Consider the following 23,881-nt stretch of genomic DNA (forward strand, 5'->3'; position numbering starts at 1 on the left):
GGCTCCAATGACATCCCCCACCGCGCTTGCCAACTGGCTGGAAAAGCCTGCCGTTACCAATGGGATCTTCGTCGTCATTCTGTTCAACGCGATCCTGTTGGGGCTGGAGACATGGGACGCCGCGATGGCGCGGGCAGGGTGGCTGATCGAACTGCTTGACGCGCTGTGTCTGGCGGTTTTCGTGGTCGAACTGGCGCTGAAGCTCTTTGCCTATCGCCTGCGGTTTTTCCAGAACGGCTGGAATCTGTTCGACTTCACCATCGTTGCCATTTCGCTGGTGCCGTCCACGCAGGGGTTTTCGGTCCTCCGGGCGCTGCGCATCCTGCGGGTGCTGCGCGTCATTTCGGTGGCGCCGCGATTGCGCCGGGTGGTCGAAGGCTTCGTTACCGCGCTGCCCGGCATGGGGTCGGTCTTTCTGCTGATGGCGATCATTTTCTACATTGGCTCCGTCATGGCGACGAAGCTGTTCGGTGATGCCTTTCCGGATTGGTTCGGGACACTTGGGCTGTCGGCCTATTCGCTGTTCCAGATCATGACCCTAGAAAGCTGGTCGATGGGGATCGTGCGCCCGGTGATGGACGTCTACCCGCAAGCATGGATGTTCTTCGTGCCGTTCATCCTTGTGACCACCTTCGTTGTGGTGAACCTGCTGGTCGGTCTTGTCGTGAACTCCATGCAGGACGCGCATCTGGAAGAGGATCGCGAACAGACCGACAGTTACCGCGATCAGGTTTTGACCCGGCTTGAGGCGATTGAGGCGCAGCTTCGCAAGGACCGCGAATAATCGCGAATCCGTGAGGTGTCGCACGCGATTAGGACTAGGTTAACGACGCTCGAAGATGGTAAAGCCCCGATAACGACAAGGGGATCGAGCAAGCTCCATGCAAAGACGTATTTTCATTCTGGGTGCGGCGGCGATGACCGTCCTGTCCGGCTGTGCCAGTAAATTCCGCCGCTATAGCGGCCCCGAAGTGACCGGGATCGTCATCAACAAGGGCGCGCGGGAGATGTTCCTGCTGCACGAGGGCAAGGTACTCGAACAGTATGAGATTGATCTGGGGCGCGCGCCGGCCGGACCGAAAGAGTTCGAAGGCGATGGCAAGACCCCGGAAGGCGTCTATCTGATCGACCGACGCAACCCGAACAGTTCATTCCATTTGTCGCTGGGCATTTCCTATCCCAATGCAACGGACCGGGCCCATGCGGCGAGCATGGGAAAACGTCCGGGCGGCGACATCTTCATCCATGGCCAGCCAAACCGCTTGCGGCGGCGGGGCCAGATGGATGACGCGGATTGGACAGAAGGCTGTATTGCCGTGCCGAACCGCGCGATGGAGCAGATCTACGCGATGGTGAAGAACGGCACGCCGATTGTGATAAACCCGTAAGATCAGGTGCCCAGAACGAGGCTCCACCAGATTTTGCCGTTGCTTTCCTGATGCCAGGCGAACCCCATGCGACGCGCGTTACGATCCAGCAGGATGCGGCGCGTGTCGGGCTGGTCCATCCAAGCGGCGAGGGTTTCAAGCTCTGTCTCGTAGGTTTCCGAGATCGCGTCGCCGATATGCTGGCCGTCAAAGCCCACGCGGGCCAGTCGATCCAGCGGCGACGACCCGTCAGAGCCAAACAGCCACGGGCGGTTTTGCACCGACATATCGCGCGCATGAGTCGCCGCAGCGGCGTTCAGCTTGGCATCCATCGTCAACGGGGTCGCCCCGGACGCGGAGCGCAGGGCATTGATCGAATCAAGCATGCGGAACTGGATCTTTGGGGCATCGCCCGCGCGGATGCGATAAAGTTTCGGCAGTGGCAGACCATCCGAACCGACTTTCTGTTCCGACGGCACCGGCGCACAAGCGGCCAGCAGGATCATTACCATGCTCAACAAGGAAATCAGACGCACCATGTTCCGCGATCGCTCCATTCGATGACTACGGTGAGTCGAATACACATCGCCGCGTTGCATTACAAACGCACATACTTGTGAGCGATGGTGTTAACGGCGGTTTGATTTGCAACTGCGGCTTTCGCGCCATATTTGTTGGGTAATCGTTAAACTTGCAGTATTTGGAGACGATCGGTGACACAATCTCCGTTCAAGAACGCATCCCGCCGCGGATTCCTTGCGGGCGCGGCGGCAACACTGGCGGCCCCTGCGATCGCTCAATCATCCAACGTCAACAGCGCCAACACCACAGAGGTCGAGCGTGACGTGACACAAAGCGTGCGGCGGAATATCGCCAGCTTCCGCTCGCTCAGCTGGGAACCTTATTTCGACAACACGCGCAATGGCGCTGTACTGGTCGATATCGACAGCCGCGTTGTGCATTACTGGAGCGAAGATCGCTCGATCTACAAGCTCTACCCGTCTTCGGTGCCGCTGACCGAAGAACTGACGCGCCGTGGCCGGACGCAGGTGACATTCAAAGACCCGGAGCCCGATTGGCGTCCGACACCGTCGATGAAACAACGCAATCCGGAATGGCCCGACTATATCGGCCCCGGCCCGGACAATCCGCTTGGCACCCGCGCCCTGCACCTGAGCTGGACGTATTACCGAATCCACGGCACCCATGACACGCGGAAAATCGGGCGTCGTTCGTCGAACGGCTGCATCGGTCTGTATAACCAGCACATCGAAGAGCTTTACGAGATGGCGCAGGTCGGCACACAAGTGTTGCTAATTTGACGATTTTGCCCCGACTTCTGGTGATGCGTAGTCAATCAGGTTTGCAATCGCCAAAAATTTCTGTTTAGTCGGGGCTACGAGGTAAGTTTAGCGCACATAAGCGTTTTGTCTTGTGTGTTTACTGGAGGTTGACATGAAAAAACTCGTTCTCGCCGCTGCTCTGACTGCTGCTGCTTCGACCGCATTCGCCGGCGCGCCCGCCGATCCGGTTATCGAAGCTCCCGTCATCGTAGAAGAAGCAAACAGCTCGTCCGCTGGCATCGTTGTGCCGCTGATCCTGATTGCTGTTCTGGCGGCAGCTCTGGCCGACTAAGGCTCGAAGCTACGTAAAATGTAAAAAGGCGGTGTTTCGGCACCGCCTTTTTCGCGTTTTGGGGGCCGGAGTCTGGGGCTCCGGTTTGGCAGGGCGGACCTTTAGTCGATCCAGCCCTTCAGGTTCTCTTCGATCACGGCCGACAATGCGGTGATATGAGCGTCTTCGTCGTTCAGGCAGGGAATATAGGTGAATTGCTCGCCGCCCGCCTCTTCGAAGCTTTCACGAATCTCTTCGTTGATCTCTTCCAGCGTCTCGATGCAATCGGCTGAAAACGCAGGCGCGCAGACGGCAATCTTCTTCTTGCCCGCTTCCGCCAGCCGCGCGACCTCTTCAACCGTGTAGGGCTGCAGCCATTCCTCGGGGCCAAAGCGCGATTGGAACGTGGTCGTGATCTGCGTGTCGTCCCAGCCCAGCCGTTCTTTCAGCAAGCGCGTCGTTTTCTGGCATTGGCAATGGTAGGGGTCGCCTTCCATCAGGTAGCGCTTTGGAACGCCGTGATAGGAGCACACCAGAATGTCCGGGCGATCCGCGATATCCGCATAGGCCCGTTCAATCGACTGGGCGAGCGCCTCGATATAAAGCGGGTGATCGAAATAGGGCGGAACAGTACGCGACGTAGGCTGCCATTTTTCTTCCATCAAGGCGGCGAAGAAGGCGTCATTCGCGGTTGCGGATGTGGCACCGGCATATTGCGGATAAAGCGGGAAAAACAGGATCTTGTCGCAGCCCGCCTCGACCATAGCCCGGACCTTCGATTTGGTCGACGGATTGCCATAGCGCATGCAGAAATCAACCATCACATCGTCGCCATAGCGCGCCTTCAGTGTCTCGGTGATTTTGGCAGTCTGGTCCTTCGTGATCGTCATCAAGGGGCTTTCGCCCTTGTCGTGATTCCAGATCGACTTGTAGGCCGCGCCGCTGGTGAAGGGGCGTTTCGTCAGGATGACGAGTTGCAGCAAGGGTTGCCAAAGCCACGGCGAATAATCGATGACCCGCCGATCGGACAGAAATTCGCCCAGGTAGCGGCGCATCGACCAGTAATCGTAATGATCCGGCGTGCCCAGATTTGCGAGCAGGATACCGATCCGTGCAGGCGGCAAGGCGGGGTGATCGGACGGGGCATGCGCTGGGCACTTGGCAGAGTTAGGCTGGTGCTGCATCTCACATTCCAAATTGTGGAGTTCTGTCGGGAGATAACGGCATTCCGACAAAGGTCAATCGGGCAGCCGCGTTTCATCGGTTTTCAGCGCGTCGGCAAGCCGCGCCTGGGCAGAGCCGGGCCGGAGCGGTTGCGGCTGTGACGATGCCGGGGCCCAGCCTGTCAGGGTCACAAGTTCAAAGGTCGCACGTAGCGCCTTTTGGTCACCGGGAAAGCGCTGGGCATAAATCTGATGCGCGAGGGCGAACAGGTCGCGACGGGTCAGGCTCCGCTGGCGTCCGCCGAGGGCATTGCCTTCTCCCATCGCGCGCAGATCGCGGCCCAGGGCGAGCAGATCATCATATTCGACCGCGAGCGGGGTCAAATCCGCGACCGGCAGGGCGAATCCGGCGCGCTGTAGCAGGCCACCCAGATCGCGGATGTCGGCCATGGGCATTACGCGGGGCGACAGACCGCCACGAATGGACACCTCTGCTTCGGTGAGGACGCTGCGCAATTCGTTCAGGGTTTGACCGCTGGGCAAGACGGCCAGAAACAGCCCGTCCGGCTTCAATGCGCGGCGGCATTGGATCAGTTGGCCAACCGGATCGTTGGCCCAATGCAGCGCCATCGCATGAACGACAAGATCATGGGCGCCTTCTTCAAGCTGCAGGATGTCGTCATCTGCAACGATGTTGGCGTCATTGAACAGTTCGGACCAAAAATCAGGGTGACCGGTCACGATCGCCCGAGATTTAAACTCCCTCTTAACCATGGACAAACGATCCTGCACCTCGTCAGCCGCGACTTCGTGAAGGAACAGCGCGTCCCGCCGGGTGCGTTTTCTGTGGCGCAACAACGCGCGGCGGTCGCACAGATTTGGAGAATCGTTCATGCAAGGTGATGTAGAGTGCTGAAAGCGCAGGTTCAAACGGCATTGCGAGTCCTCTTTCCGCCAAGCTGCGCAGGGTGCGGCGGCATGGTGGAAAGCGAATTCGCGCTTTGCGGGGCGTGCTGGGCCAAGTTGCCGCTGATTTCAGGACCGGTCTGCCAAAGCTGCGGTGTTCCAGTGCTGTCGCGCGACCCGGAGGATGACACCAAATGCGACGATTGTCAGAAACTGGCGCGTCCCTGGTCCCAGGGCAGATCCGCGATGCTGTACCGGGATATGGGCCGAACGCTTGTGCTGCGGTTGAAACATGCGGATCGGCATGACGTCGCGGTGACGGCGGCGACGTGGCTGGCGCAGGCCGCGCGCCCTCTGCTTCAAGAAGATACTGTCATCGTGCCGGTTCCGCTGCACTGGCAGCGACTGGTTCAACGGCGGTATAACCAGTCCGCCCTGTTGGCGCAGCATCTGGCTTTACGGGTGTCGCGGCGTGCGGTTCTGGATGGATTGGTGCGTATGCGGCGCACCAAACCGCTGGACGGTGCCAATGTGACCGAACGGTTCGAACGGCTGAGCGGGGTCATCATCCCGAACAGCCAAAGGACGAAATACCTGACCGGAAAGCCGGTACTTTTGGTCGATGACGTGATGACATCCGGCGCGACTTTGGCCGCCGCGACGGAAGGCTGCCTTGCAGCAGGCGCAAGGCGGGTAGACGTGCTGACACTGGCAAGAGTGGCAAAAGACGACTAAATAGCCTCTGAACCTGCTTTAGAGGAAAATATGAAACCGGTCGAAATTTACACCTCTCCGCTGTGCGGCTTTTGCCATGCGGCCAAGCGTCTGTTGAACCAGAAGGGCGTGGCGTTTTCGGAAGTCGACGTGCTGGCCGATCCCGACCGCAAGCCTGAAATGGTGAAGCGTGCCAATGGCGGCCGAACCGTTCCGCAGATCTTTATTGGCGATGTCCATGTCGGCGGATGCGATGATCTTTACGCATTGGAGCGCGCCGGAAAGCTCGACGCTCTGCTGGCCGCGTGACCCGCGCCGCGATCCTTCAGTTAAGTTCCTCTGATCTGCCGGAGGAAAACCTTGCCACCGTTCTGGCGATGATGGCGGATGCGGTCGCCCAGGGCGCCGAATTCGTGCTGACCCCAGAGGTGACCAACTGCGTATCGACAAGCCGGACGCACCAGCAAAGCGTTCTGTCGCTGCCCGATGACGATGCCACGCTGGCCGCCCTGAAAGCGGCGGCGGCAGAGCATGGCATCTGGGTTTTGATCGGGTCGCTCGCCCTCAAGACCGGGGATGTGGACGGGCGGTTCGCGAACCGTAGCATTCTGGTGAACCCGACGGGCGAAATCGTCGCGCAGTATGACAAGATCCATATGTTCGACGTGGATATCGACGAACACGAATCCCACCGCGAAAGCAGTGGCTATCGTCCAGGCGCGCGGGCCGTGGTTGCGGATGCCCCGTTCGGGCCGGTTGGGCTATCGGTGTGCTACGACATGCGGTTCCCGCAGCTTTATCAGGCCTTGGCCCGCGCCGGGGCCCGTGTTCTGACGGCCCCTGCGGCGTTTTCGCCTGTGACGGGCGCGGCCCATTGGCACAGCCTGCTGCGTGCGCGCGCCATCGAAACCGGGTGCTTCGTCATTGCACCGGCACAGACGGGAACGCACAGATCCACCACCGGCAAAGAGCGATCAACATACGGGCATTCGCTTGTTATTTCGCCATGGGGCGAGGTGCTGCTCGATGCGGGTACAGAAACCGGTGTATACATGTTTGATCTGGACCTTGACCGCGTCGACGATGCGCGGCGCAGGGTGCCGTCCTTGCAGAACGCCCGTAGCTTCGAAGGACCGTAATGGGGAAAGCACCGACCAATTCCTTGGCAATTGCGCTTTTCGGTGAAGTGCTGGCAGCGGATCACATGATCCGTCAACGGCTCAGCCGCGTGTTGCCCAAGGGGATGGAGCTTTCCCATTTCTCGGTTCTGAACCACTTGGCCCGTAACGCGGCAGAACGGTCCCCTGCGCAGCTGGCGCAGACCTTTGGTGTGACGCGCGGGGCAATGACCAACACGCTCGCCAAGTTGGAATGGGCTGGATACGTGCATATCCGACCCGATTGGGATGATGCGCGTCGCAAGATGGTTGCGATCAGTCCGGCAGGCCGCGCCGCGCTGGATCAAGCGATGAGCTCGATCGCCCCGCTGATCGACACGGCGCTGTCTGATCTTGGGGAAGAGGAGGTCCGGCGCGCGATTTCCGTCATGCGCGCGCTGCGGATCAAATCCTCTGTCACCGATCCCGCTTAGGGTTTCAGTGCGGCGGTAACGTAATTCACGCTCAAATCGCGGTCAGACAAGCTCCAATCCCAGCGCACCGGATTGAACACGAAGCCTTTGCGATCCACCGGGGTCAGCCCGGCCTTTCCCAACAGATCGAAGAGTTCATCGGGGGTGATGAACTTGTTCCATTCATGGGTGCCTTTGGGAAGCCAGCGCATCACGTGCTCTGCGCCGATAATGGCGACCACGAAGCTTTTCGGATTCCGGTTGATCGTCGAACAGATGTGCAGCCCGCCAGGGCGCAGCAATTGCTGGCAGGCCGTCAGATAGGTCAACGGATCGGCGACATGCTCGACCACTTCCATGTTCAGCACGATATCGAATTGCTCGCCAGCGGCGGCCAGATCTTCGGCGGTGGTGTGACGATAGTCGATATTGAGCCCGGATTGCTCAGCATGAACCTGTGCAACCGGGATGTTGCGTTCGGCAGCATCGGCCCCGACCACCGTTGCGCCAAGTCGCGCCATCGGTTCACACAGCAGACCGCCACCGCACCCGATATCAAGGATTCGCAGGCCATCGAACGGGGCCGCCGCGCCAAGATCGCGATCAAACTCCGCCGCGATTTGCGTGGTGATGTAATCAAGTCGGCACGGGTTCAGCATGTGCAATGGCTTGAACTTGCCATTGGGATCCCACCATTCGGCCGCCATCGCCTCAAATTTTGCGACTTCTCCGGCATCCACTGTGCTTTGTTGCGCTTGCATTCCGTTTCCCATGTGATCTTCTGAGACTAGACCTTATATAGGCCGGTAATGGATAAATACCCGGATCAAAAGCGCGCAGTTCAGTATCTATATCCGCCGATCGACCCGTTCGATCAGCGTATGTTGGATGTGGGTGACGGACATAGCGTCTATATGGAGCAATGCGGAAATCCGAACGGGCTTCCGGTTGTCGTGCTGCACGGTGGACCCGGCGGCGGATGCAGCCCTGCGATGCGGCGGTATTTCGATCCCGAAGTATACCGCGTCATTCTGTTCGATCAGCGTGGCTGCGGGCGGTCGCGTCCGAATGCCTCTGTCGCGAATAACGACACTTGGGCGCTGGTGCGGGACATCGAACAAATCCGCGCCACGCTGGAGATCGACGATTGGATCGTCTTTGGCGGCAGTTGGGGCGCGACCTTGTCGCTGATCTATGCACAAAGCCATCCGGACCGGGTGCTGCATCTTGTGCTGCGCGGCGTGTTCCTTGCGACTCAGTCGGAGTTGGACTGGTTCTATGGTGGCGGGGCCGGGCGGTTCTGGCCTGACATTTGGCAGAAGTTCACGGCCCAGATCCCGGAAGAGGAACATGGCGACCTGATCGCGGCCTACCATAAGCGGCTGTTTTCCGGCGACCTCATGGTGGAGACCCGCTGCGCCCGGGCATGGGCCGCGTGGGAGAACGCGCTGGCGTCGATGGATTCGGGCGGGATGACCGGCGAAAGCCCCGGTGAATACGCGCGCGCCTTTGCCCGGTTGGAGAACCACTATTTCGTCAACCGCGCCTTCCTCGACACGGACGGGCAAATTCTGAAGAACATGGATCGGATCGCGCACATTCCCGGCACGATTGTGCAGGGCCGCTATGACATGATCTGCCCACCGGATGCGGCGTGGCAACTCACGGCACGCTGGCCGGTTGCAGAGTTGAAAATGATCAACAAGGCAGGGCATGCTTTGTCGGAACCGGGAATCAGCGCCGAATTGGTGCGTGAAATGGACAGGCTGGCCCAGCTATGACCCGAATTGACAGACGCGCCCTGTTCAAAACAGGTTCTGCCGCCGCTTTGCTGGCGGCGGTTGGCGTGTCTGCGGAAGCTGCGCCTGCGCGCGGCGGGCATTTGCGGGCCGCGCTGTCTGGCGGGGATCGTGCCGAAAACTGGCTGACCGTTCCGGGTGGGCGGTTTTTGCAGGCTGCACGGAATGCCGTCTTTGAAACCCTGACAGAGATTGCCGCCGATGGCACCTTGCAGCCCGGCCTCGCCGACGCGTGGCAGATGCAGGATGCTGGCCGGATTTGGGATTTCCACCTTGCACAGGGTGTTCTGTTCCATGACGGATCGGCCTTGCGGGCCGAGGATGTTCTTGCCTCGCTCCGCGCGGCGGGGCTTGAGGCCAGCCTTGCGGACGGTGCCGTGCGTGTGACCTTGGCGGCGCCCGATCCGGCATTCCCATTCCGCGCGGCGCAACAAGGGCTTGCGGTATTCAAAGCGGATGAAATCGCCGCGGGGCGGTTGGTCAACGGAACGGGGCTTTACCGGATCAAGCGTTTCGATGCCGGGCGCGGTTTCCTTGGCGAACGGGTTGCGCAGCATCGCAAGGATGGAAAAGCCGGGTGGTTCGATACGCTCGAACTGGTGGCCATTTCAGACGAGCATGTCCGCGCAGAAGCGATCCGCGATGGCTTTGTCGATGTGGCTGATCTGGGCGCTGCGCATGACTTGGATGGAATGCCCGGGATTCGTCTCATCCATGACGGAAATGCGGTCGGCGCAGCCCTGCGGGACGAGGTCCGGCACGCGATGCGGACTGGCGAGCATCCCTTGGATGACATGCGATTCGCGGAACGGTGGTGGGCGCGCGCCTAGGCGTGGCCTGATTGGGGCTTGCGCGACCGGGGTATCAAGCGTATATGCCCCTTAACAGCGGCGCGTGAGGGTCCAAACCTGATGCCCACCGGAAACGTGTGACGGGCCGCGCGCCCGTTTTTTTGTGCTTGAATGAAATGTCCAACGACCTGATCGCAAAAGCAGCCATTGACCGACGTCTCGCCGAGATCATCACCCCGGTGATCGAGGATATGGGATTCGAGCTTGTCCGCGTTCGGCTGATGAGCGGAAACACCACGACCTTGCAAGTCATGGCCGACAAGCCCGATGGCGGTATCGAAGTCGATGACTGCGCCGAGATTTCGACGATGATCAGTGCCACGCTGGATGTCGAAGACCCGATCCTGGATACGTATACGCTGGAAGTTTCCAGCCCGGGGATCGACCGGCCGCTGACCCGGCTCAAGGATTTTGAGGCTTTTGAAGGCTACGATGCCAAGCTCGAAACCGCGGAACTGATCGACGGACGCCGCCGCTTCAAGGGTGTGCTGGCCGGGGTCGAAGGGGACGAGGTGCTGATTAACGTGAACGAGGGCACGATTGGCCTGAAGTTCGACTGGCTCAGTGATGCAAAGCTCGTTCTGACGGACGAGTTGATCAAGCTGATGCTGAAGCAGCGCAAGGCTGCTGGAATACTGAACGAAGACGCTTTCGACGTCATTGACGAGGACACGCCCGAACAGGGTGACACGCAGGACGACGCGCCTGAAGAGGAGAAGTAGATGTCCATTACATCCGCAAACCAGCTGGAACTGCTGCAAACCGCAGAGGCCGTTGCCCGCGAGAAGATGATCGACCCGTCGCTCGTCATCGAAGCGATGGAAGAGAGCCTCGCGCGTGCCGCAAAGAGCCGCTATGGCGCCGAGATGGATATTCGTGTCGATATCGACCGCAAGACAGGCCGCGCGACCTTCACCCGCGTGCGCACGGTGGTCGAAGATGAAGAGCTTGAGAACTACCAGGCCGAGTTTACCGTCGAGCAGGCCAAGCAATACATGAGCGACCCCAAGGTCGGTGACACCTTTGTCGAGGAAGTCCCGCCGGTGGAGATGGGCCGGATTGCAGCGCAGTCGGCCAAGCAGGTCATTCTGCAAAAAGTCCGCGAAGCAGAGCGTGACAAGCAGTTCGAAGAATACAAAGACAAGGTCGGCACCATCATCAACGTGCTGGTCAAACGCGAGGAATACGGCAACGTCATCGTTGACCTGAACCCGGGCGAAGGCGTGCTGCGCCGGAACGAAAAGATTGGCCGCGAAAGCTATCGCAATGGCGACCGTATCCGCTGCTACATCAAGGATGTGCGCCGTGAACAGCGTGGCCCGCAGATCTTCCTGTCGCGGACAGCCCCGGAATTCATGGCGGAATTGTTCAAGATGGAAGTGCCGGAAATCTACGACGGCATCATCGAAATCAAAGCGGTTGCCCGCGATCCCGGATCGCGCGCGAAGATCGCCGTCATTTCCTATGACAACTCGATCGATCCGGTCGGGGCCTGTGTCGGTATGCGCGGCAGCCGTGTTCAGGCCGTCGTGAACGAGCTTCAGGGCGAAAAGATCGACATCATTCCGTGGAACGAAGATCAGCCGACCTTCCTTGTGAACGCGCTGCAACCTGCGGAAGTGTCCAAGGTGGTTCTGGACGAAGAGGCGGGCAAGATCGAGGTCGTCGTACCGGAAGAGCAGCTGTCGCTTGCCATCGGTCGTCGTGGTCAGAACGTGCGTCTTGCATCGCAGCTGACCAATCTCGACATCGACATCATGACCGAGGAAGAAGAATCCGCGCGTCGTCAGGCAGAGTTTGAACAGCGAACCAAGCTGTTCATGGATACGCTGGATCTGGATGAGTTCTTCGCGCAGCTTCTGGTGTCCGAAGGCTTCACCAATCTTGAAGAGGTCGCCTATGTGGAAGTGTCCGAGCTTCTGGTGATCGACGGAGTGGATGAAAGCACCGCGACCGAACTGCAAATGCGCGCGCGTGACTACCTTGAAGCGCAAGCTGCCAAGGCTCTTGAAAGCGCACGTGCGCTGGGCGCGGAAGACAGCCTGATTGAATTCGACGGCCTCAGCCCCCAAATGGTAGAAGCGTTGGCCAAGGATGGTGTGAAGACGCTGGAAGACTTCGCGACCTGCGCGGATTGGGAACTGGCCGGTGGCTGGACGACCGTCGACGGCGAACGCGTCAAGGATGACGGTGTGCTTGAACCTTTCGATCTGTCTTTGCAGGAAGCGCAGGATATGATTATGACTGCACGCGTCCTTCTGGGTTGGGTCGATCCGGCGGATCTCGAACCCGATGCCGAAGAGCTTGGCGACGAAGAAGCCGCCAGCGAGGAGGCGGAGGCCTGATTCAGGCCTCCCGCGGGGCGCCGAGATGGGACGAGGTGGTCAACCCAAGGACCGGGAAAACGGTCCAGAACGCAAGTGTCTTGCCACGGGTGAGGTGCGGCCGACATCGGAGTTGATCCGTTTTGTCGTCGGGCCGGACAACACCATCGTGCCGGACATTGCCGGTAAATTGCCGGGTCGCGGCATTTATGTCTCCGCGACACGGGATGCGCTGAACACGGCGGTTGCCCGCAAGGTCTTTGCGCGGGGCGCCAAGGCGCAGGTGACGGTGCCGGACGGTTTGGTGGACGAAGTAGAGCGACAGTTGGTGCAACGTGTGGTGCACCTGATTTCGCTGGCGCGTAAGGCCGGCGGGGCGATTGCAGGGTACGAAAAGGTCAAAACCTGGCTTGACCGAGAAGAGGCCAGGGTTCTGATCCAAGCGAGTGATGGATCGGGACGCGGGAAGTCGAAACTAAGCACACCACATCGCGGCGTGTATATCGGTTGGCTTACCGCAGATGAGTTGGGTTTGGCATTTGGACGCCAAACTGTGATACATGGCGCGCTCGGCACTGGTGGACTCACACAACGTGTTGTAGAGGAAGCCCATCGGCTGAAAGGTATGCGCCTTGGCAAGGATGAGGATACGCCTCATCGGGAAGGAAAAGAGGCTCTATGAGCGATAGTGACGGCAAAAAAACTTTGGGACTGCGCAGTGGCGCGCGCTCCGGCAATGTGAAGCAAAGCTTCAGCCATGGTCGGACGAAAAGCGTTGTGGTGGAAACCAAGCGCAAGCGCGTTGTGGTTCCCAAGCCCGGTCCCAGCAAGGGAACTGGCTCCGGCGCTGGCGTCGGTGATCCGTCGAAGCGCCCTGCTGGCATTTCCGATGCGGAAATGGAACGCCGGCTGAAAGCACTTCAGGCTGCAAAAGCACGCGAGGCCGATGAACAGGCCAAGCGGGAAGCTGAAGAGAAAGCTCGCCAGGAAGAACGCGAACGCCGCCGGGCGGAGCAGGAAGCCAAGGAACGCGAAGAGCGTGAGCGGATCGAAGCTCTGAAAGCCAAGGAAGAAGAAGAGGCGCGCGCCAAGCAGGAGGCCGAGGCCGCCAAGCAGCGTGCCGCCGAAGCGGAATCCCAAAAAGCGGCGCGGGCGGCTGAGCCTGCATCGCGTGCGGCGTCCCCGAAACCGGCAGCCACCCCGTCGCGCAAAGAGCGTGAGCGGGACGACCAATCGCGCCCGTCGCGCGGTCGTGGTGACGATTCCGGCCGTCGTTCCGGCAAGCTGACGCTGAACCAGGCGCTTGCGGGGGCCGAAGGTGGTCGCCAGCGGTCCATGGCGTCGATGAAGCGCAAGCAAGAGCGTGCGCGGCAGAAAGCTATGGGCGGTGCGCAAGAGCGGGAAAAGGTTGTCCGCAACGTGCAGCTTCCCGAAGCGATTGTCGTGAGCGAGCTTGCCAACCGGATGTCCGAACGTGTTGCGGACGTCGTGAAGGCGCTGATGCAGAACGGCATCATGGCCACGCAGAACCAGACGATCGATGCGGATACCGCGGAACTGATCATCGAAGAGTTCGGCCACGAAGTAACGCGCGTTTCCGACGCGGATGTGGAAGATGTCATCGACTCGGTGCAGGACGCCGACGAAGACCTCAAGCCGCGCCCGCCGGTCATCACTATCATGGGTCACGTTGACCACGGCAAAACCTCGCTTCTGGATGCGATCCGGAATGCGAAAGTTGTCGCGGGCGAAGCTGGCGGGATCACGCAGCACATCGGTGCTTATCAGGTGGAACAGGATGGCAAGAAGCTGACCTTCCTCGATACGCCGGGCCACGCTGCGTTTACCTCCATGCGGTCGCGCGGTGCGCAGGTGACGGATATCGTCGTGCTGGTTGTTGCGGCGGATGACGCCGTGATGCCGCAGACGGTTGAGGCGATTGCCCACGCGAAGGCGGCGAATGTGCCGATGATCGTTGCGATCAACAAGATCGACCGCCCGGCGGCCAACCCGGACAAAGTGCGGACCGATCTGCTTCAGCACGAAGTCATCGTCGAGAAAATGTCCGGCGATGTGCAGGATGTCGAAGTCTCTGCGATCAATGGCACGGGTCTGGAAGAACTGCTCGAAGCGATTTCGCTTCAGGCGGAGATTCTGGAACTGAAAGCCAACCCGGAACGCGCGGCGCAAGGCGCGGTGATCGAAGCCAAACTGGATGTGGGCCGTGGTCCCGTTGCGACGGTTCTGGTGCAGAACGGCACTCTTCGTCAGGGCGATATCTTCGTCGTGGGCGAGCAGTGGGGTAAAGTTCGCGCCATGGAAAACGACCAAGGCAAGCGTGTTGCAGAGGCCGGTCCGTCGGTTCCGGTCGAGGTTCTCGGCCTGAACGGCACGCCCGAAGCCGGTGACGTTCTGAACGTGGTCGAAACCGAGGCGCAAGCGCGCGAGATCGCGGAATACCGTGAGAAAGCGGCCAAGGACAAACGTGCGGCTGCCGGTGCGGCGACAACTCTGGATCAGCTTCTGGCGAAGGCCAAAGCGGACGAGAACGTGGCGGAATTGCCCATTCTGGTCAAAGCCGACGTGCAAGGGTCTGCCGAAGCCATCGTTCAGGCGATGGAGAAAATCGGCAACGACGAAGTTCGCGTGCGTGTTCTGCACTCCGGTGTGGGCGCGATCACCGAAACGGATGTCGGCCTTGCCGAAGCATCGGGCGCGCCGATCATGGGCTTCAACGTCCGTGCCAACGCGCCAGCGCGGAATTCCGCGAACCAGAAGGGCGTCGAGATCCGGTACTATTCGGTGATCTACGACCTGGTTGACGATGTGAAAGCTGCGGCCTCCGGCCTGCTGGGTGCGGAAATCCGCGAAAACTTCATCGGCTATGCCGAAATCAAGGAAGTCTTCAAAGTGTCCGGCGTCGGCAAGGTTGCAGGCTGTCTGGTCACCGAAGGTGTGGCCCGCCGTTCCGCCGGTGTGCGTCTTCTGCGCGACAACGTGGTGATCCACGAAGGCACGCTGAAAACGCTCAAACGGTTCAAGGACGAGGTGGCGGAAGTCATTTCGGGCCAGGAATGCGGTATGGCGTTCGAGAATTACGACGATATCCGCCCGGCGGACATTATCGAAATCTTCGAGCGCGAGGAAATTACCCGCACGCTGGAGTGATTTTCAGACGATCTGGAAAAGAAGAAGGGAGTGGTTTTCACCACTCCCTTTTTTTACGCGGCAGCTTTTGTGACAGGTTGTCCGCAGAAAAGCGCCGATCCGACGCGGACGATGATCCGACCATCGGGCAGGGTATTTTCAAGAATACCCTGTACTGAAATACAACTTCCGAGCGTGATTGTTCGCAGCATGCCTGTTTCCCTCCCATGAAAAGACGCGCTGAATTGTAAAGCAAAGTGCTTCACTGAAAGTTAACACACCGCTGACATTTGCCAAGTGCTGTTTCACAATTACTTCACAACCAATCCCGCAGTAACGGAATTAGCGGAATATCGGCGGGCGGCATTGGATAATCCCGCAAGGCATTTCCACGCACCCAAGCCAGCGTTTGACCTTCACGCGGGGCGGGCGTGCCATCCCATTTGCGGCAGGCAAACAGGGGCATAAGCAGGTGGAAATCGTCATAGGTATGGCTGGCAAAGGTCAGCGGCGCGAGACAGCTTTGCCATGTGTCGATGCCCAGTTCCTCGTGCAACTCGCGGATCAGAGCAGCCTCTGGGGTTTCGCCCGGTTCGACCTTGCCGCCGGGAAATTCCCATAGCCCTGCCATGGATTTCCCTTCGGGTCGCTGCGCCAATAGCACACGGCCATCCACGTCTATCAGCGCAACGGCGGATACCAGAACCGTTTTCACGACCGGTAATCCGCGTTGATGGAAATATACCCGTGCGTCAGGTCGCAGGTCCAAACCGTCGCGGAGCCGCTGCCCAGCCCGATATCCACACCGATTACCAGATCGGAGTTTTTCATATAGGCCGCCCCGTCCTCTTCCCGGTAACTGGGCGCGACCCAACCATTTTCCGCAACCAGCACACCGCCAAAGCGGATCGACAGCTTGTCCCGGTCCGCAGCGGCGCCGGATTTGCCAACCGCCATCACGACACGGCCCCAGTTGGGGTCTTCGCCGGCCAGCGCGGTCTTGATAAGCGGCGAGTTGGCGATAGACATGGCGTGTGTCCGGGCATCGGCATCGCTTGCCGCGCCTTCGACGCGGATTTCAACGAACTTCGTTGCCCCCTCACCATCGCGCACGACCTGATGGGCAAGATCCAGCATCAGATCATTCAGCGCGGCGTCAAATGCCTCTGCCCCCGTGGCATCGACACCGGAGGCACCGGTCGCCGCCAGCAGAAGCGTGTCCGAGGTGGAGGTATCGCTATCCACCGTGATGCAGTTGAACGTCCGCGCATTGATGGTCGATACAAGGCGCTGCAACGCAGCCTGATCATAGCGCGCATCGGTGAAGATATAGACCAGCATCGTCGCCATATCGGGCGCGATCATGCCCGAACCTTTGGCGATGCCTGCAATGCGGACCTTCCCGCCCGGCAGATCGACCTCGCGCGTGGCGCCTTTGGCGAAGGTGTCGGTCGTCATGATGGCCTTGGCCGCGTCCTCCAAACCGCCTTCGGACAGCGTGCCTGCAAGGTCGGAAAGTTTCGCACTGATCCGATCATCGGGCAGCGGCTCACCGATCACACCGGTAGAGGAGGTGAACACGCGCGTTTGCGGCAGGCCCAGAACCTCGGCCACGCTGGCAGTCAGGCGCGACACACTTTCAAATCCGGCGCGTCCGGTGAACGCATTGGAATTACCGGAATTCACAAGGATCGCCGCCCCGCTATCGGCGTCGCCACCGATCTTGTCCTGGCAATCCAGAACCGCCGCGGAACGTGTCTTTGACGTTGTAAAGACGCCCGCAACGCTGGTCCCCGGCGCAAGCCGCGCCAGCATGACATCCGTCCGCCCGGCATAGCGCACGCCTGCGGCGATCGTCGCGAACTCCGCGCCAGCGATGACCGGAAGGGCCGGGAATTCATCTGGCGCGAGCGGGGAGCGAGGATACTTGCTCATTCGGTTTTCGTCAGGTCGATTTGATCAAGAACGGTGGGGTCGATTTCGTCGCCCACGGTCCGGTCAATGTCCGCGTCGGTCACAAGCTGTTCGATATGGGCCGTGACGGCGTCAGTGCGGATCTTCTGCTCCAACTCCTCACGGACTTCTTCCATCACAGGCGCGGCCTTTGTGCGGATCTCTTTCAGCAGGATGACATGCCAGCCAAAGCGGGTTTCGACCGGCTCTGACACCGCGCCTTCTTCCATCTCCAGCACGGCCAGTTCAAAGGCAGGCACCATCATGCCCTTGCCAAACCAGCCCAGATCGCCGCCGCGTGGGCCGGACGGGCCAGTGGATTTTTCCTTCGCCAGAACTGCGAAATCCGCACCGTCATCCAGTTCAGCCTTGATCGCCTGCGCTTCTTCCTGCGTTTCCACAAGGATATGCGCCGCGTTGTATTCCTTGGTCTCTTCGTCGCCGCCATAGACCTCTTCATAGGCCTCTTCCAACAGATCGGGCGTAACCGCGTTGGCCATAACGTTTTCGACAGCCTCGCCCGCCATGAGCGAGCGCATCTCGTTATCCAGCGCAAGCTGAACACGTGCGGGCCGTTCGCCATTCATGCTTTGCATCAGCGTGGTTTGCTGGATCAGCTGGTCCAGAATACCGGGAAACAGCACTTCGGCGGGAAGATTGCGGTACTGATCGGGCAAGGTGGACTTCGCGACAGCGATATGGCCCAGCGTGATATCCGTGCCGTTCACGGTGGCGACGACCTGCCCCAGATCGGGCTGATCCTCGGCATGGGCGGCGGGAACAAGCGCCATAACGGCCAGCAATGCGGCGGCGAGAGGTTTCTTCAGGCGATCATGCATCGGAAAGTCCTTGGATCGGGCCGCAAGCGTTGGCGGCGTTGACACTGTATAGGCAGACCCTTACATCGCCCTATGGCGCATGGCGAGCCGCGTTTGACCCATTATCTATGGGGTCTGCGCAACGCGAGCAAGCAAGTCTGACGCGCCTGTGATTGACGCCTGAAGGCAAACAAGCGGTTGGAGAATAGATGCTGGGTCTCGGAACACTCGCCAAGAAGGTTTTTGGCACGCCAAACGACCGGAAGATCAAGGCCGCCCGTCCGCTTGTGGAACAGATCAACGCGCTGGAGCCGGAGTATGAAAAGCTCTCGGACGCGGGTTTGATCGAAAAGACGGAAGAGTTCCGCAAACGCGCGCTGGATGGCGAAAGCCTCGACTCCCTGCTGCCCGAAGCCTTCGCCAATTGCCGTGAAGCGGCGCGGCGTGCCTTGGGTCTGCGCGCCTTCGATGTGCAGCTTATGGGCGGCATCTTCCTGCACCAGGGCAACATTGCCGAGATGAAAACAGGTGAGGGCAAGACGCTGGTTGCGACCTTCCCCGCCTATCTGAATGCGCTGACCGGCAAGGGCGTGCATATCGTCACGGTGAACGAATACCTCGCCAAGCGGGATTCAGAATGGATGGGCAAGGTATTTGGTGCGCTTGGCCTGACGACCGGCGTCGCCTGGGGCGGTATGGGCGAGGACAACAAACGCGCCGCCTATGCCTGCGACATCACCTATGCGACCAATAACGAGCTTGGCTTCGATTATCTGCGCGACAACATGAAGTCCGAGCTGGACCAGATTTTCCAGAAACACCACAACTTCGCGATCGTGGATGAGGTGGACTCTATCCTGATCGACGAGGCGCGGACGCCGCTGATCATTTCCGGCCCGGCGCAGGACCGTTCGGAAATGTACCAAAGCATTGATGAAGTGATCCCGGAGCTGAACCCGGAGCATTACACCATCGACGAAAAGACCCGGTCCGTGACGTTCACGGATGAGGGCAACGAGTTCATCGAGGCACTTTTGCAGCGCAAGGGTTTTCTGGAAGAGGGCCAGTCCCTTTATGACCCTGAAAGCACCACGGTTGTGCACCACCTGAATAACGGGCTGCGCGCGCATACGCTGTTCCAGAAGGACAAGGAATATGTCGTCGCCAATGGCGAAGTCGTCCTGATCGACGAATTCACCGGGCGTATGATGCAGGGCCGTCGCCTATCCGATGGTCTGCATCAGGCGATCGAGGCGAAAGAGGGGCTGAAAATTCAGCCCGAGAACACCACGCTCGCCTCTGTGACGTTCCAGAACTACTTCCGTCTGTATGACAAGCTGGCCGGTATGACCGGTACGGCGGCGACCGAAGCCGAAGAGTTCATGCAGATCTATGGTCTGGGTGTGGTTGAAGTGCCGACCAACCGGGGCGTTGCGCGGCAGGATGATGACGACAAGGTCTTCCGTACCGCACAGGAAAAATACGCGGCGATGATCGAAGAGATCCGCCAGGCGCATGAGCGCGGCCAGCCCGTTCTGGTCGGCACCACGTCGATCGAAAAGTCCGAAATGTTCAGCCGGATGCTGACCGAGATCGGCATCAAGCATAACGTCCTGAACGCGCGTGAGCACGAGCGAGAGGCGCAGATTGTGTCCGAGGCAGGGCGTTTCGGCGCTGTGACCATCGCGACCAACATGGCCGGGCGCGGCACCGACATTCAGCTTGGCGGCAATGTCGAGTTGAAGGTGCTCGAAGCGATCACCGAAGACCCCAATCTTGATCCCGATGATGTTCGCAGCCGGATCGAAGCGGAACATGAGGATGAGAAGAAGAAGGTTCTGGAGGCTGGCGGTTTGTTCGTTCTGGCATCGGAACGCCATGAATCCCGCCGGATCGACAACCAGCTTCGTGGCCGTTCCGGCCGCCAGGGCGATCCGGGCCGGTCTGCCTTTTTCCTCAGCCTCGAAGACGACCTGATGCGCATTTTCGGATCCGACAGGCTGGACCGCGTTCTGAAGACGCTGGGCTTGAAGGATGGCGAGGCGATCGAACACCCGTGGGTGAACAAGTCGCTTGAACGGGCGCAGGCGAAGGTCGAAGGCCGCAACTTTGACATTCGTAAGCAGCTGCTCAAGTTCGACGATGTGATGAACGATCAGCGGAAGGTCATCTTTGGTCAGCGCCGCGAGATCATGGAAGCCGAGGATCTGCACGAAATCACCGTCGATATGCGGGACGAGGTCGTGGACGATCTGCTGGACCAGTACCTGCCCGAAGGCACCTATGCCGATCAGTGGAACACCGAAGGGCTGTATGCCGCCTGTATTGAACAGCTTGGTCTGGACGTGCCGGTGATCGACTGGTGCGAGGAGGACGGCGTCGATGACGAAGACGTGCGCGAACGTCTGATTGCGGCCTCTGACAAGCTTCTGGCCGAAAAGAAGGAAGCCTTCGGCGAAGAAAACATGCGGATGGTCGAAAAGCAGTTGTTGTTGCAGGCCATCGACGCCAAATGGCGCGATCACCTTGTGACGCTGGAGCATCTGCGGTCGGTCGTTGGTTTCCGCGGCTATGCGCAACGCGATCCGCTGAACGAATACAAGAACGAGGCCTTCCAACTGTTCGAGGCGATGCTGGATGGCCTGCGCGCCGAGGTTACGCAGAAGCTGTCATTGATTCGTCCACTGACAGACGAAGAACGTCAGCAGATGGTCGCGCAGATGGCGGCACAGCAGCAGGCGATGCAAGCCGCCGCCCGCGCCGCGGCAGATGAATCCGCGCAGGAACTTGGCGCAGCCGAAGCACCGGCAGCGGACCAAACGCCTTCTGACATTGATCCCAACGACCCATCGACATGGGGCAAACCGGGCCGAAATGACCTTTGCCCCTGCGGATCTGGCAAGAAATACAAGCACTGCCACGGCAAGCTGAACTAATTCTCTCGCCATGATTGTGCCGCAATGACTCCCGACGGTGGTCATAGTGCGGCCCGCTTTCGGTGCCAAACATTACTTGGACATTAAGGTGAGTTCGGGAATGTTGGGATGTCACGGGTGAAGGAAGTAATGACAGCAGTGGGCACGCTTGCCTGTGCCCTGGGCATCGGGTTCGTGATGCAAAGCTCTGAGATCTCCAAGCATCGCTACGGATCGGAGAGCGAGGATGACTCGCGCCCTGCCGAACAAATTGATGCGGGTGCTGATCAACACGAAGAGGTCGAACTTGGTGAGGCTGTCCAAGTGCAGAACATCACCTTCACCTCGGCGTTCTCGGTTCCTGCCATGGTCGTTCCCACCGCCGAACAGGCGCAACCGCTTGTCGAACGTCATGCTGGCCTGCTGGACGCACCGCGCCAGCGTTTGGACCAGGTGCCTATCGCGGAATCGGGTTGCGGATCGGTTGTCGTGGCTTCGCCAGAGCCGGGCGCATTCGTCAAGCTTACCATCATGGCGCGCTGCGCACCCAATGCGCGTGCCACCATTCACCATGATGCGCTGATCTTCACACAAAGCGTGGATGAAAACGGAAAACTCGAAGTTCTCGTCCCGGCCCTGTCCTCAACCGCGAATTTCAACATCGAACTGGCCGATGGCGAGGATCTGACGACCCTCGTGACGGTGCCGGACATGGAGGATGTCCGCCGCGTCGTTCTGCAATATTCGGCCGGGGACGGTTTTGAACTGCACGCCCGTGAGTTTGGTGCCGAATACGGTGCAGAAGGTCATGTGTGGCGCGGTTCCGGATCCTCGCCGGAGGATTTCAAGGCGGGCAAGGGGGGATACCTCACCGTGCTGGGCGCACGTGACCTTGAGGATGCGCATATCGCCGAGGTTTACAGCTATCCCGCCGCCCTGTCCGCGCGGAACGGGCAAATTGACCTGAGCGTCGAGGCGCGGATCACCGAAGCCAATTGCGGTCGGCAGGTTCAGGCGCAAAGCCTTGAGCTGAAAGCCGATGGCCATGTGTCGAACCGCAGTATTTCGCTGAATGTGCCGGGATGCGACGCGGAAGGCGACTATCTGATGTTGAACAATCTCTTCGAAGACCTGAAAATCGCCGCACGCTAACCGGGAGTGCGGGAACACCATGTGGACGTTGCGTGCGGCGATTTTCGCCGCACTTTTTCTCTTTTCAGCTACGGTCCAAACGGTCGCGCAAGATGTCACGCTGACATCCTCAAGCGGTGGCGTGCGGATCGCGGGCCAATTGCTTGGTTTCGACGGAGAGTTCTACCGCGTCGAAACGGAACATGGCGAGGTGTCGGTGGACGCCGCCGGTGTTGCCTGTGCCGGTCTGGGCTGTCCTGATCCCGAAAACTTCGTCGCCCGGATACGGATCTCCGGCGCGACGACCATCGGCGAGGTGATGATGCCCGCGCTGGTCCAGGCCTTCGCGCGTCAGTCGGGATTTGATACCCGTAAAGCCCGGCACGAGGATGCCGGATTTCAGATCACCGTGGTTGATCGTGACACCAACAAACCCGTTGCCGTTTTCGACTATGCCGCCAGCACCGCCGATGAAAGCTTTGCCAATCTTCTGGCGGGGGATGCGGATGTGGTCCTGTCGCTGCGGGAGGTCCGGCAAAACGAACGCGACCTTGCCCAAGCGGCAGGGATGGGCGATCTGAGCCAACCAAACAGAAGCCGCGTCCTTGCGCTGGATGCCTTGGTTCCGGTGGTGTCGCCGGTCAATCCTGTCCGCCAGATCAGTCCGCAGGATTTGGCCTTTGTTCTGGCTGGGCGGATTATGAACTGGTCCGAGCTTGGCGGCCCGGACGCGCCGATTTCCCTGCATTTGCCGCAGGCCGATGGCGGTCTGGCGCAGGCAGCCCAGGACCGTATCCTTGGACCCGTCGGGCTGGAGGTCGCCGACACGGCCCTTTGGCATGAGTCGGCGCGCGATGTTGCCAACCTTGTCGCGGTAGAGCCTGATGCGCTTGGTATTACGAGTTTCGCAAACACCGGCCCTGCGCAGGCGCTTCGGCTTGCGGGGGCCTGTGGCTTTGCCCTGACGGCCACGCGCCGCCACATCAAGACCGAAGACTACCCGCTGACGTCGCCGATCTTTCTCTACCTGCCTGCCCGTCGCTTGCCAGCCATTGGGCGGGATTTCCTGACCTATCTGCGCGCGCCTGCCGCGCAATTGGTTATCCGCCGGGCGGGTTTCGTGGATCAGACGCCCGAAGAATTGAATTGGTCCGTGCAGGGGGATCGCCTCGTCAATGCGATCACGCTGGCCGGGCCGGAGGTATCCCTGACCGAATTGCAGCGCATGGTGGGAACATTGCGGCACATGCGGCGATTGACCACCAGCTTCCGTTTTGAGACCGGCTCTGTCCGGCTGGACGCGCAGTCGCGGTCCAACGTGGCGCAGCTTGCCCGCGCAATTCAGCAAGGCCAATACGATGGAAGGCGGCTGATTTTCGTCGGATTCTCGGACGGGGAGGGGAACGCGGAAGCCAACCGCAAGATCGCCATGCGCCGGGCGGAAACGGTTCAGATGGCGGTCACCCGCACCGCCGAAGCCGCCGATCTTCGCCGTATCTCGATCGATCTGGATGCATTTGGTGAGGCGCTGCCCATGGCGTGTGACGACAGCACATGGGGCCGCCAGACCAACCGGCGGGTCGAGGTTTGGGTGCAATAGCGGCGTACC

Annotated in this window: 25 protein-coding genes; 18 read left to right on the top strand and 7 right to left on the bottom strand. The window is 60.0% G+C overall.

All coding sequences use genetic code 11. From position 1 onward, the window contains the following. The first annotated feature begins 7 nt into the window (after window positions 1-7). Window positions 8-784 carry an ion transporter gene (locus tag E4Z66_RS16970; protein ID WP_136464253.1) on the top strand — a complete coding sequence of 259 codons (777 nt, stop codon included), beginning with the start codon at window positions 8-10 and terminating at the stop codon, window positions 782-784. Between the two features lie 97 nt (window positions 785-881). Further along, window positions 882-1,388 carry a L,D-transpeptidase family protein gene (locus E4Z66_RS16975; RefSeq protein WP_136464254.1) on the top strand — a complete coding sequence of 169 codons (507 nt, stop codon included), beginning with the start codon at window positions 882-884 and terminating at the stop codon, window positions 1,386-1,388. Window positions 1,389-1,390: 2 nt separating this feature from the next. On the opposite strand, the gene dalA is transcribed toward E4Z66_RS16975, so the two are convergent. Continuing rightward, window positions 1,391-1,906, bottom strand: coding sequence for a divisome-associated lipoprotein DalA (gene dalA / locus E4Z66_RS16980; protein ID WP_136464255.1), 516 nt, complete (start codon window positions 1,904-1,906; stop codon window positions 1,391-1,393). A 174-nt stretch (window positions 1,907-2,080) separates the two neighbouring features. Between dalA and E4Z66_RS16985 the strand changes: the two genes are divergently transcribed. Continuing rightward, window positions 2,081-2,689 (top strand): L,D-transpeptidase, encoded by a 609-nt coding sequence (locus tag E4Z66_RS16985; protein ID WP_136464256.1) that lies wholly within the window; start codon window positions 2,081-2,083, stop codon window positions 2,687-2,689. Window positions 2,690-2,822: 133 nt separating this feature from the next. Next, window positions 2,823-3,002 carry a hypothetical protein gene (locus E4Z66_RS16990; protein ID WP_136464257.1) on the top strand — a complete coding sequence of 60 codons (180 nt, stop codon included), beginning with the start codon at window positions 2,823-2,825 and terminating at the stop codon, window positions 3,000-3,002. A 101-nt stretch (window positions 3,003-3,103) separates the two neighbouring features. On the opposite strand, the gene hemH is transcribed toward E4Z66_RS16990, so the two are convergent. Next, complete coding sequence (hemH, locus tag E4Z66_RS16995; RefSeq protein ID WP_136464258.1) at window positions 3,104-4,165, bottom strand: ferrochelatase; 1,062 nt, start codon at window positions 4,163-4,165, stop codon at window positions 3,104-3,106. A gap of 54 nt (window positions 4,166-4,219) precedes the next feature. Continuing rightward, window positions 4,220-4,885, bottom strand: a complete 666-nt coding sequence (locus tag E4Z66_RS17000) for a methyltransferase domain-containing protein (protein WP_342773465.1) — start codon at window positions 4,883-4,885, stop codon at window positions 4,220-4,222. Between E4Z66_RS17000 and E4Z66_RS19970 the strand changes: the two genes are divergently transcribed. From E4Z66_RS19970 to E4Z66_RS17020, 5 genes are read left to right on the top strand one after another with little or no spacing between them, the layout of a single operon-like run. Beyond that, window positions 4,778-5,047, top strand: coding sequence for a hypothetical protein (locus tag E4Z66_RS19970; protein ID WP_342773466.1), 270 nt, complete (start codon window positions 4,778-4,780; stop codon window positions 5,045-5,047). The genes E4Z66_RS17000 and E4Z66_RS19970 overlap by 108 nt on opposite strands. A 6-nt stretch (window positions 5,048-5,053) precedes the next feature. Continuing rightward, entirely contained in the window at window positions 5,054-5,785 is a 732-nt protein-coding gene (locus E4Z66_RS17005; protein ID WP_281276236.1) for a double zinc ribbon domain-containing protein, read from the top strand. A gap of 30 nt (window positions 5,786-5,815) precedes the next feature. Beyond that, window positions 5,816-6,073: a glutaredoxin 3 gene (grxC, locus tag E4Z66_RS17010; RefSeq protein WP_136464261.1), complete on the top strand. Its 258-nt coding sequence runs from the start codon at window positions 5,816-5,818 to the stop codon at window positions 6,071-6,073. Then, window positions 6,070-6,903 (top strand): carbon-nitrogen hydrolase family protein, encoded by an 834-nt coding sequence (locus E4Z66_RS17015; protein WP_136464262.1) that lies wholly within the window; start codon window positions 6,070-6,072, stop codon window positions 6,901-6,903. Before grxC ends, E4Z66_RS17015 begins: the two co-directional genes overlap by 4 nt. Continuing rightward, window positions 6,903-7,355, top strand: a complete 453-nt coding sequence (locus tag E4Z66_RS17020; protein WP_136464263.1) for a MarR family winged helix-turn-helix transcriptional regulator — start codon at window positions 6,903-6,905, stop codon at window positions 7,353-7,355. Before E4Z66_RS17015 ends, E4Z66_RS17020 begins: the two co-directional genes overlap by 1 nt. On the opposite strand, the gene ubiG is transcribed toward E4Z66_RS17020, so the two are convergent. Continuing rightward, window positions 7,352-8,095 carry a bifunctional 2-polyprenyl-6-hydroxyphenol methylase/3-demethylubiquinol 3-O-methyltransferase UbiG gene (ubiG, locus tag E4Z66_RS17025; RefSeq protein ID WP_136464264.1) on the bottom strand — a complete coding sequence of 248 codons (744 nt, stop codon included), beginning with the start codon at window positions 8,093-8,095 and terminating at the stop codon, window positions 7,352-7,354. The genes E4Z66_RS17020 and ubiG overlap by 4 nt on opposite strands. A gap of 48 nt (window positions 8,096-8,143) precedes the next feature. On the opposite strand from ubiG, the gene pip reads away from it, so the two are divergent. The 6 genes from pip to infB all read left to right on the top strand — a co-directional run bounded on the left by pip (window position 8,144) and on the right by infB (window position 15,476). Beyond that, a complete protein-coding gene (pip, locus tag E4Z66_RS17030) occupies window positions 8,144-9,115 on the top strand; it encodes a prolyl aminopeptidase (protein WP_136464265.1) in 972 nt (323 codons plus the stop codon). Further along, the gene (locus E4Z66_RS17035; protein ID WP_136464266.1) at window positions 9,112-9,963 is read left to right on the top strand and encodes an ABC transporter substrate-binding protein; all 852 of its coding nucleotides are present in this window, start codon (window positions 9,112-9,114) and stop codon (window positions 9,961-9,963) included. Before pip ends, E4Z66_RS17035 begins: the two co-directional genes overlap by 4 nt. Window positions 9,964-10,100: 137 nt before the next feature. Next, the gene (gene rimP, locus E4Z66_RS17040; protein WP_136464267.1) at window positions 10,101-10,706 is read left to right on the top strand and encodes a ribosome maturation factor RimP; all 606 of its coding nucleotides are present in this window, start codon (window positions 10,101-10,103) and stop codon (window positions 10,704-10,706) included. Beyond that, on the top strand, window positions 10,707-12,329 hold the full coding sequence (nusA, locus tag E4Z66_RS17045) for a transcription termination factor NusA (protein WP_136464268.1): 1,623 nt from the start codon (window positions 10,707-10,709) through the stop codon (window positions 12,327-12,329). 25 nt (window positions 12,330-12,354) lie between these two features. After that, the gene (locus E4Z66_RS17050) at window positions 12,355-12,990 is read left to right on the top strand and encodes an RNA-binding protein (protein ID WP_136464269.1); all 636 of its coding nucleotides are present in this window, start codon (window positions 12,355-12,357) and stop codon (window positions 12,988-12,990) included. Continuing rightward, a complete protein-coding gene (gene infB / locus E4Z66_RS17055) occupies window positions 12,987-15,476 on the top strand; it encodes a translation initiation factor IF-2 (RefSeq protein ID WP_136464270.1) in 2,490 nt (829 codons plus the stop codon). Before E4Z66_RS17050 ends, infB begins: the two co-directional genes overlap by 4 nt. Before the next feature lie 295 nt (window positions 15,477-15,771). On the opposite strand, the gene E4Z66_RS17060 is transcribed toward infB, so the two are convergent. The 3 genes from E4Z66_RS17060 to E4Z66_RS17070 are packed head-to-tail and all read right to left on the bottom strand — an operon-like array spanning window position 15,772 to window position 18,247. Continuing rightward, a complete protein-coding gene (locus E4Z66_RS17060) occupies window positions 15,772-16,170 on the bottom strand; it encodes a (deoxy)nucleoside triphosphate pyrophosphohydrolase (protein ID WP_136464271.1) in 399 nt (132 codons plus the stop codon). Next, window positions 16,167-17,390 carry a bifunctional glutamate N-acetyltransferase/amino-acid acetyltransferase ArgJ gene (gene argJ, locus E4Z66_RS17065; RefSeq protein WP_136464272.1) on the bottom strand — a complete coding sequence of 408 codons (1,224 nt, stop codon included), beginning with the start codon at window positions 17,388-17,390 and terminating at the stop codon, window positions 16,167-16,169. Before argJ ends, E4Z66_RS17060 begins: the two co-directional genes overlap by 4 nt. Continuing rightward, the gene (locus tag E4Z66_RS17070; protein WP_136464273.1) at window positions 17,387-18,247 is read right to left on the bottom strand and encodes a peptidylprolyl isomerase; all 861 of its coding nucleotides are present in this window, start codon (window positions 18,245-18,247) and stop codon (window positions 17,387-17,389) included. The genes argJ and E4Z66_RS17070 overlap by 4 nt, the downstream gene beginning before the upstream one ends. A 188-nt stretch (window positions 18,248-18,435) precedes the next feature. On the opposite strand from E4Z66_RS17070, the gene secA reads away from it, so the two are divergent. The 3 genes from secA (at window position 18,436) to E4Z66_RS17085 (ending at window position 23,872) form a co-directional block, all read left to right on the top strand. Further along, on the top strand, window positions 18,436-21,162 hold the full coding sequence (secA, locus tag E4Z66_RS17075) for a preprotein translocase subunit SecA (protein ID WP_136464274.1): 2,727 nt from the start codon (window positions 18,436-18,438) through the stop codon (window positions 21,160-21,162). Between the two features lie 129 nt (window positions 21,163-21,291). Beyond that, on the top strand, window positions 21,292-22,293 hold the full coding sequence (locus E4Z66_RS17080; RefSeq protein ID WP_136464275.1) for a hypothetical protein: 1,002 nt from the start codon (window positions 21,292-21,294) through the stop codon (window positions 22,291-22,293). A 19-nt stretch (window positions 22,294-22,312) separates the two neighbouring features. Beyond that, entirely contained in the window at window positions 22,313-23,872 is a 1,560-nt protein-coding gene (locus E4Z66_RS17085; RefSeq protein ID WP_136464276.1) for a substrate-binding domain-containing protein, read from the top strand. Window positions 23,873-23,881 lie beyond the last annotated feature (9 nt).

Source organism: Aliishimia ponticola (genome assembly GCF_004803475.1).
Lineage (GTDB): Bacteria > Pseudomonadota > Alphaproteobacteria > Rhodobacterales > Rhodobacteraceae > Aliishimia > Aliishimia ponticola.

Coding starts and splice junctions, on each gene's coding strand:
- E4Z66_RS16970 (WP_136464253.1), top strand. CDS start 8: ATGACATCCCCCACCGCGCTTGCCAACTGGCTGGAAAAGCCTGCCGTT.
- E4Z66_RS16975 (WP_136464254.1), top strand. CDS start 882: ATGCAAAGACGTATTTTCATTCTGGGTGCGGCGGCGATGACCGTCCTG.
- dalA (WP_136464255.1), bottom strand. CDS start 1,906: ATGGTGCGTCTGATTTCCTTGTTGAGCATGGTAATGATCCTGCTGGCC.
- E4Z66_RS16990 (WP_136464257.1), top strand. CDS start 2,823: ATGAAAAAACTCGTTCTCGCCGCTGCTCTGACTGCTGCTGCTTCGACC.
- hemH (WP_136464258.1), bottom strand. CDS start 4,165: ATGCAGCACCAGCCTAACTCTGCCAAGTGCCCAGCGCATGCCCCGTCC.
- E4Z66_RS19970 (WP_342773466.1), top strand. CDS start 4,778: ATGAACGACAAGATCATGGGCGCCTTCTTCAAGCTGCAGGATGTCGTC.
- grxC (WP_136464261.1), top strand. CDS start 5,816: ATGAAACCGGTCGAAATTTACACCTCTCCGCTGTGCGGCTTTTGCCAT.
- E4Z66_RS17020 (WP_136464263.1), top strand. CDS start 6,903: ATGGGGAAAGCACCGACCAATTCCTTGGCAATTGCGCTTTTCGGTGAA.
- ubiG (WP_136464264.1), bottom strand. CDS start 8,095: ATGCAAGCGCAACAAAGCACAGTGGATGCCGGAGAAGTCGCAAAATTT.
- pip (WP_136464265.1), top strand. CDS start 8,144: ATGGATAAATACCCGGATCAAAAGCGCGCAGTTCAGTATCTATATCCG.
- E4Z66_RS17035 (WP_136464266.1), top strand. CDS start 9,112: ATGACCCGAATTGACAGACGCGCCCTGTTCAAAACAGGTTCTGCCGCC.
- rimP (WP_136464267.1), top strand. CDS start 10,101: ATGTCCAACGACCTGATCGCAAAAGCAGCCATTGACCGACGTCTCGCC.
- nusA (WP_136464268.1), top strand. CDS start 10,707: ATGTCCATTACATCCGCAAACCAGCTGGAACTGCTGCAAACCGCAGAG.
- E4Z66_RS17050 (WP_136464269.1), top strand. CDS start 12,355: ATGGGACGAGGTGGTCAACCCAAGGACCGGGAAAACGGTCCAGAACGC.
- infB (WP_136464270.1), top strand. CDS start 12,987: ATGAGCGATAGTGACGGCAAAAAAACTTTGGGACTGCGCAGTGGCGCG.
- argJ (WP_136464272.1), bottom strand. CDS start 17,390: ATGAGCAAGTATCCTCGCTCCCCGCTCGCGCCAGATGAATTCCCGGCC.
- E4Z66_RS17070 (WP_136464273.1), bottom strand. CDS start 18,247: ATGCATGATCGCCTGAAGAAACCTCTCGCCGCCGCATTGCTGGCCGTT.
- secA (WP_136464274.1), top strand. CDS start 18,436: ATGCTGGGTCTCGGAACACTCGCCAAGAAGGTTTTTGGCACGCCAAAC.
- E4Z66_RS17080 (WP_136464275.1), top strand. CDS start 21,292: ATGACAGCAGTGGGCACGCTTGCCTGTGCCCTGGGCATCGGGTTCGTG.
- E4Z66_RS17085 (WP_136464276.1), top strand. CDS start 22,313: ATGTGGACGTTGCGTGCGGCGATTTTCGCCGCACTTTTTCTCTTTTCA.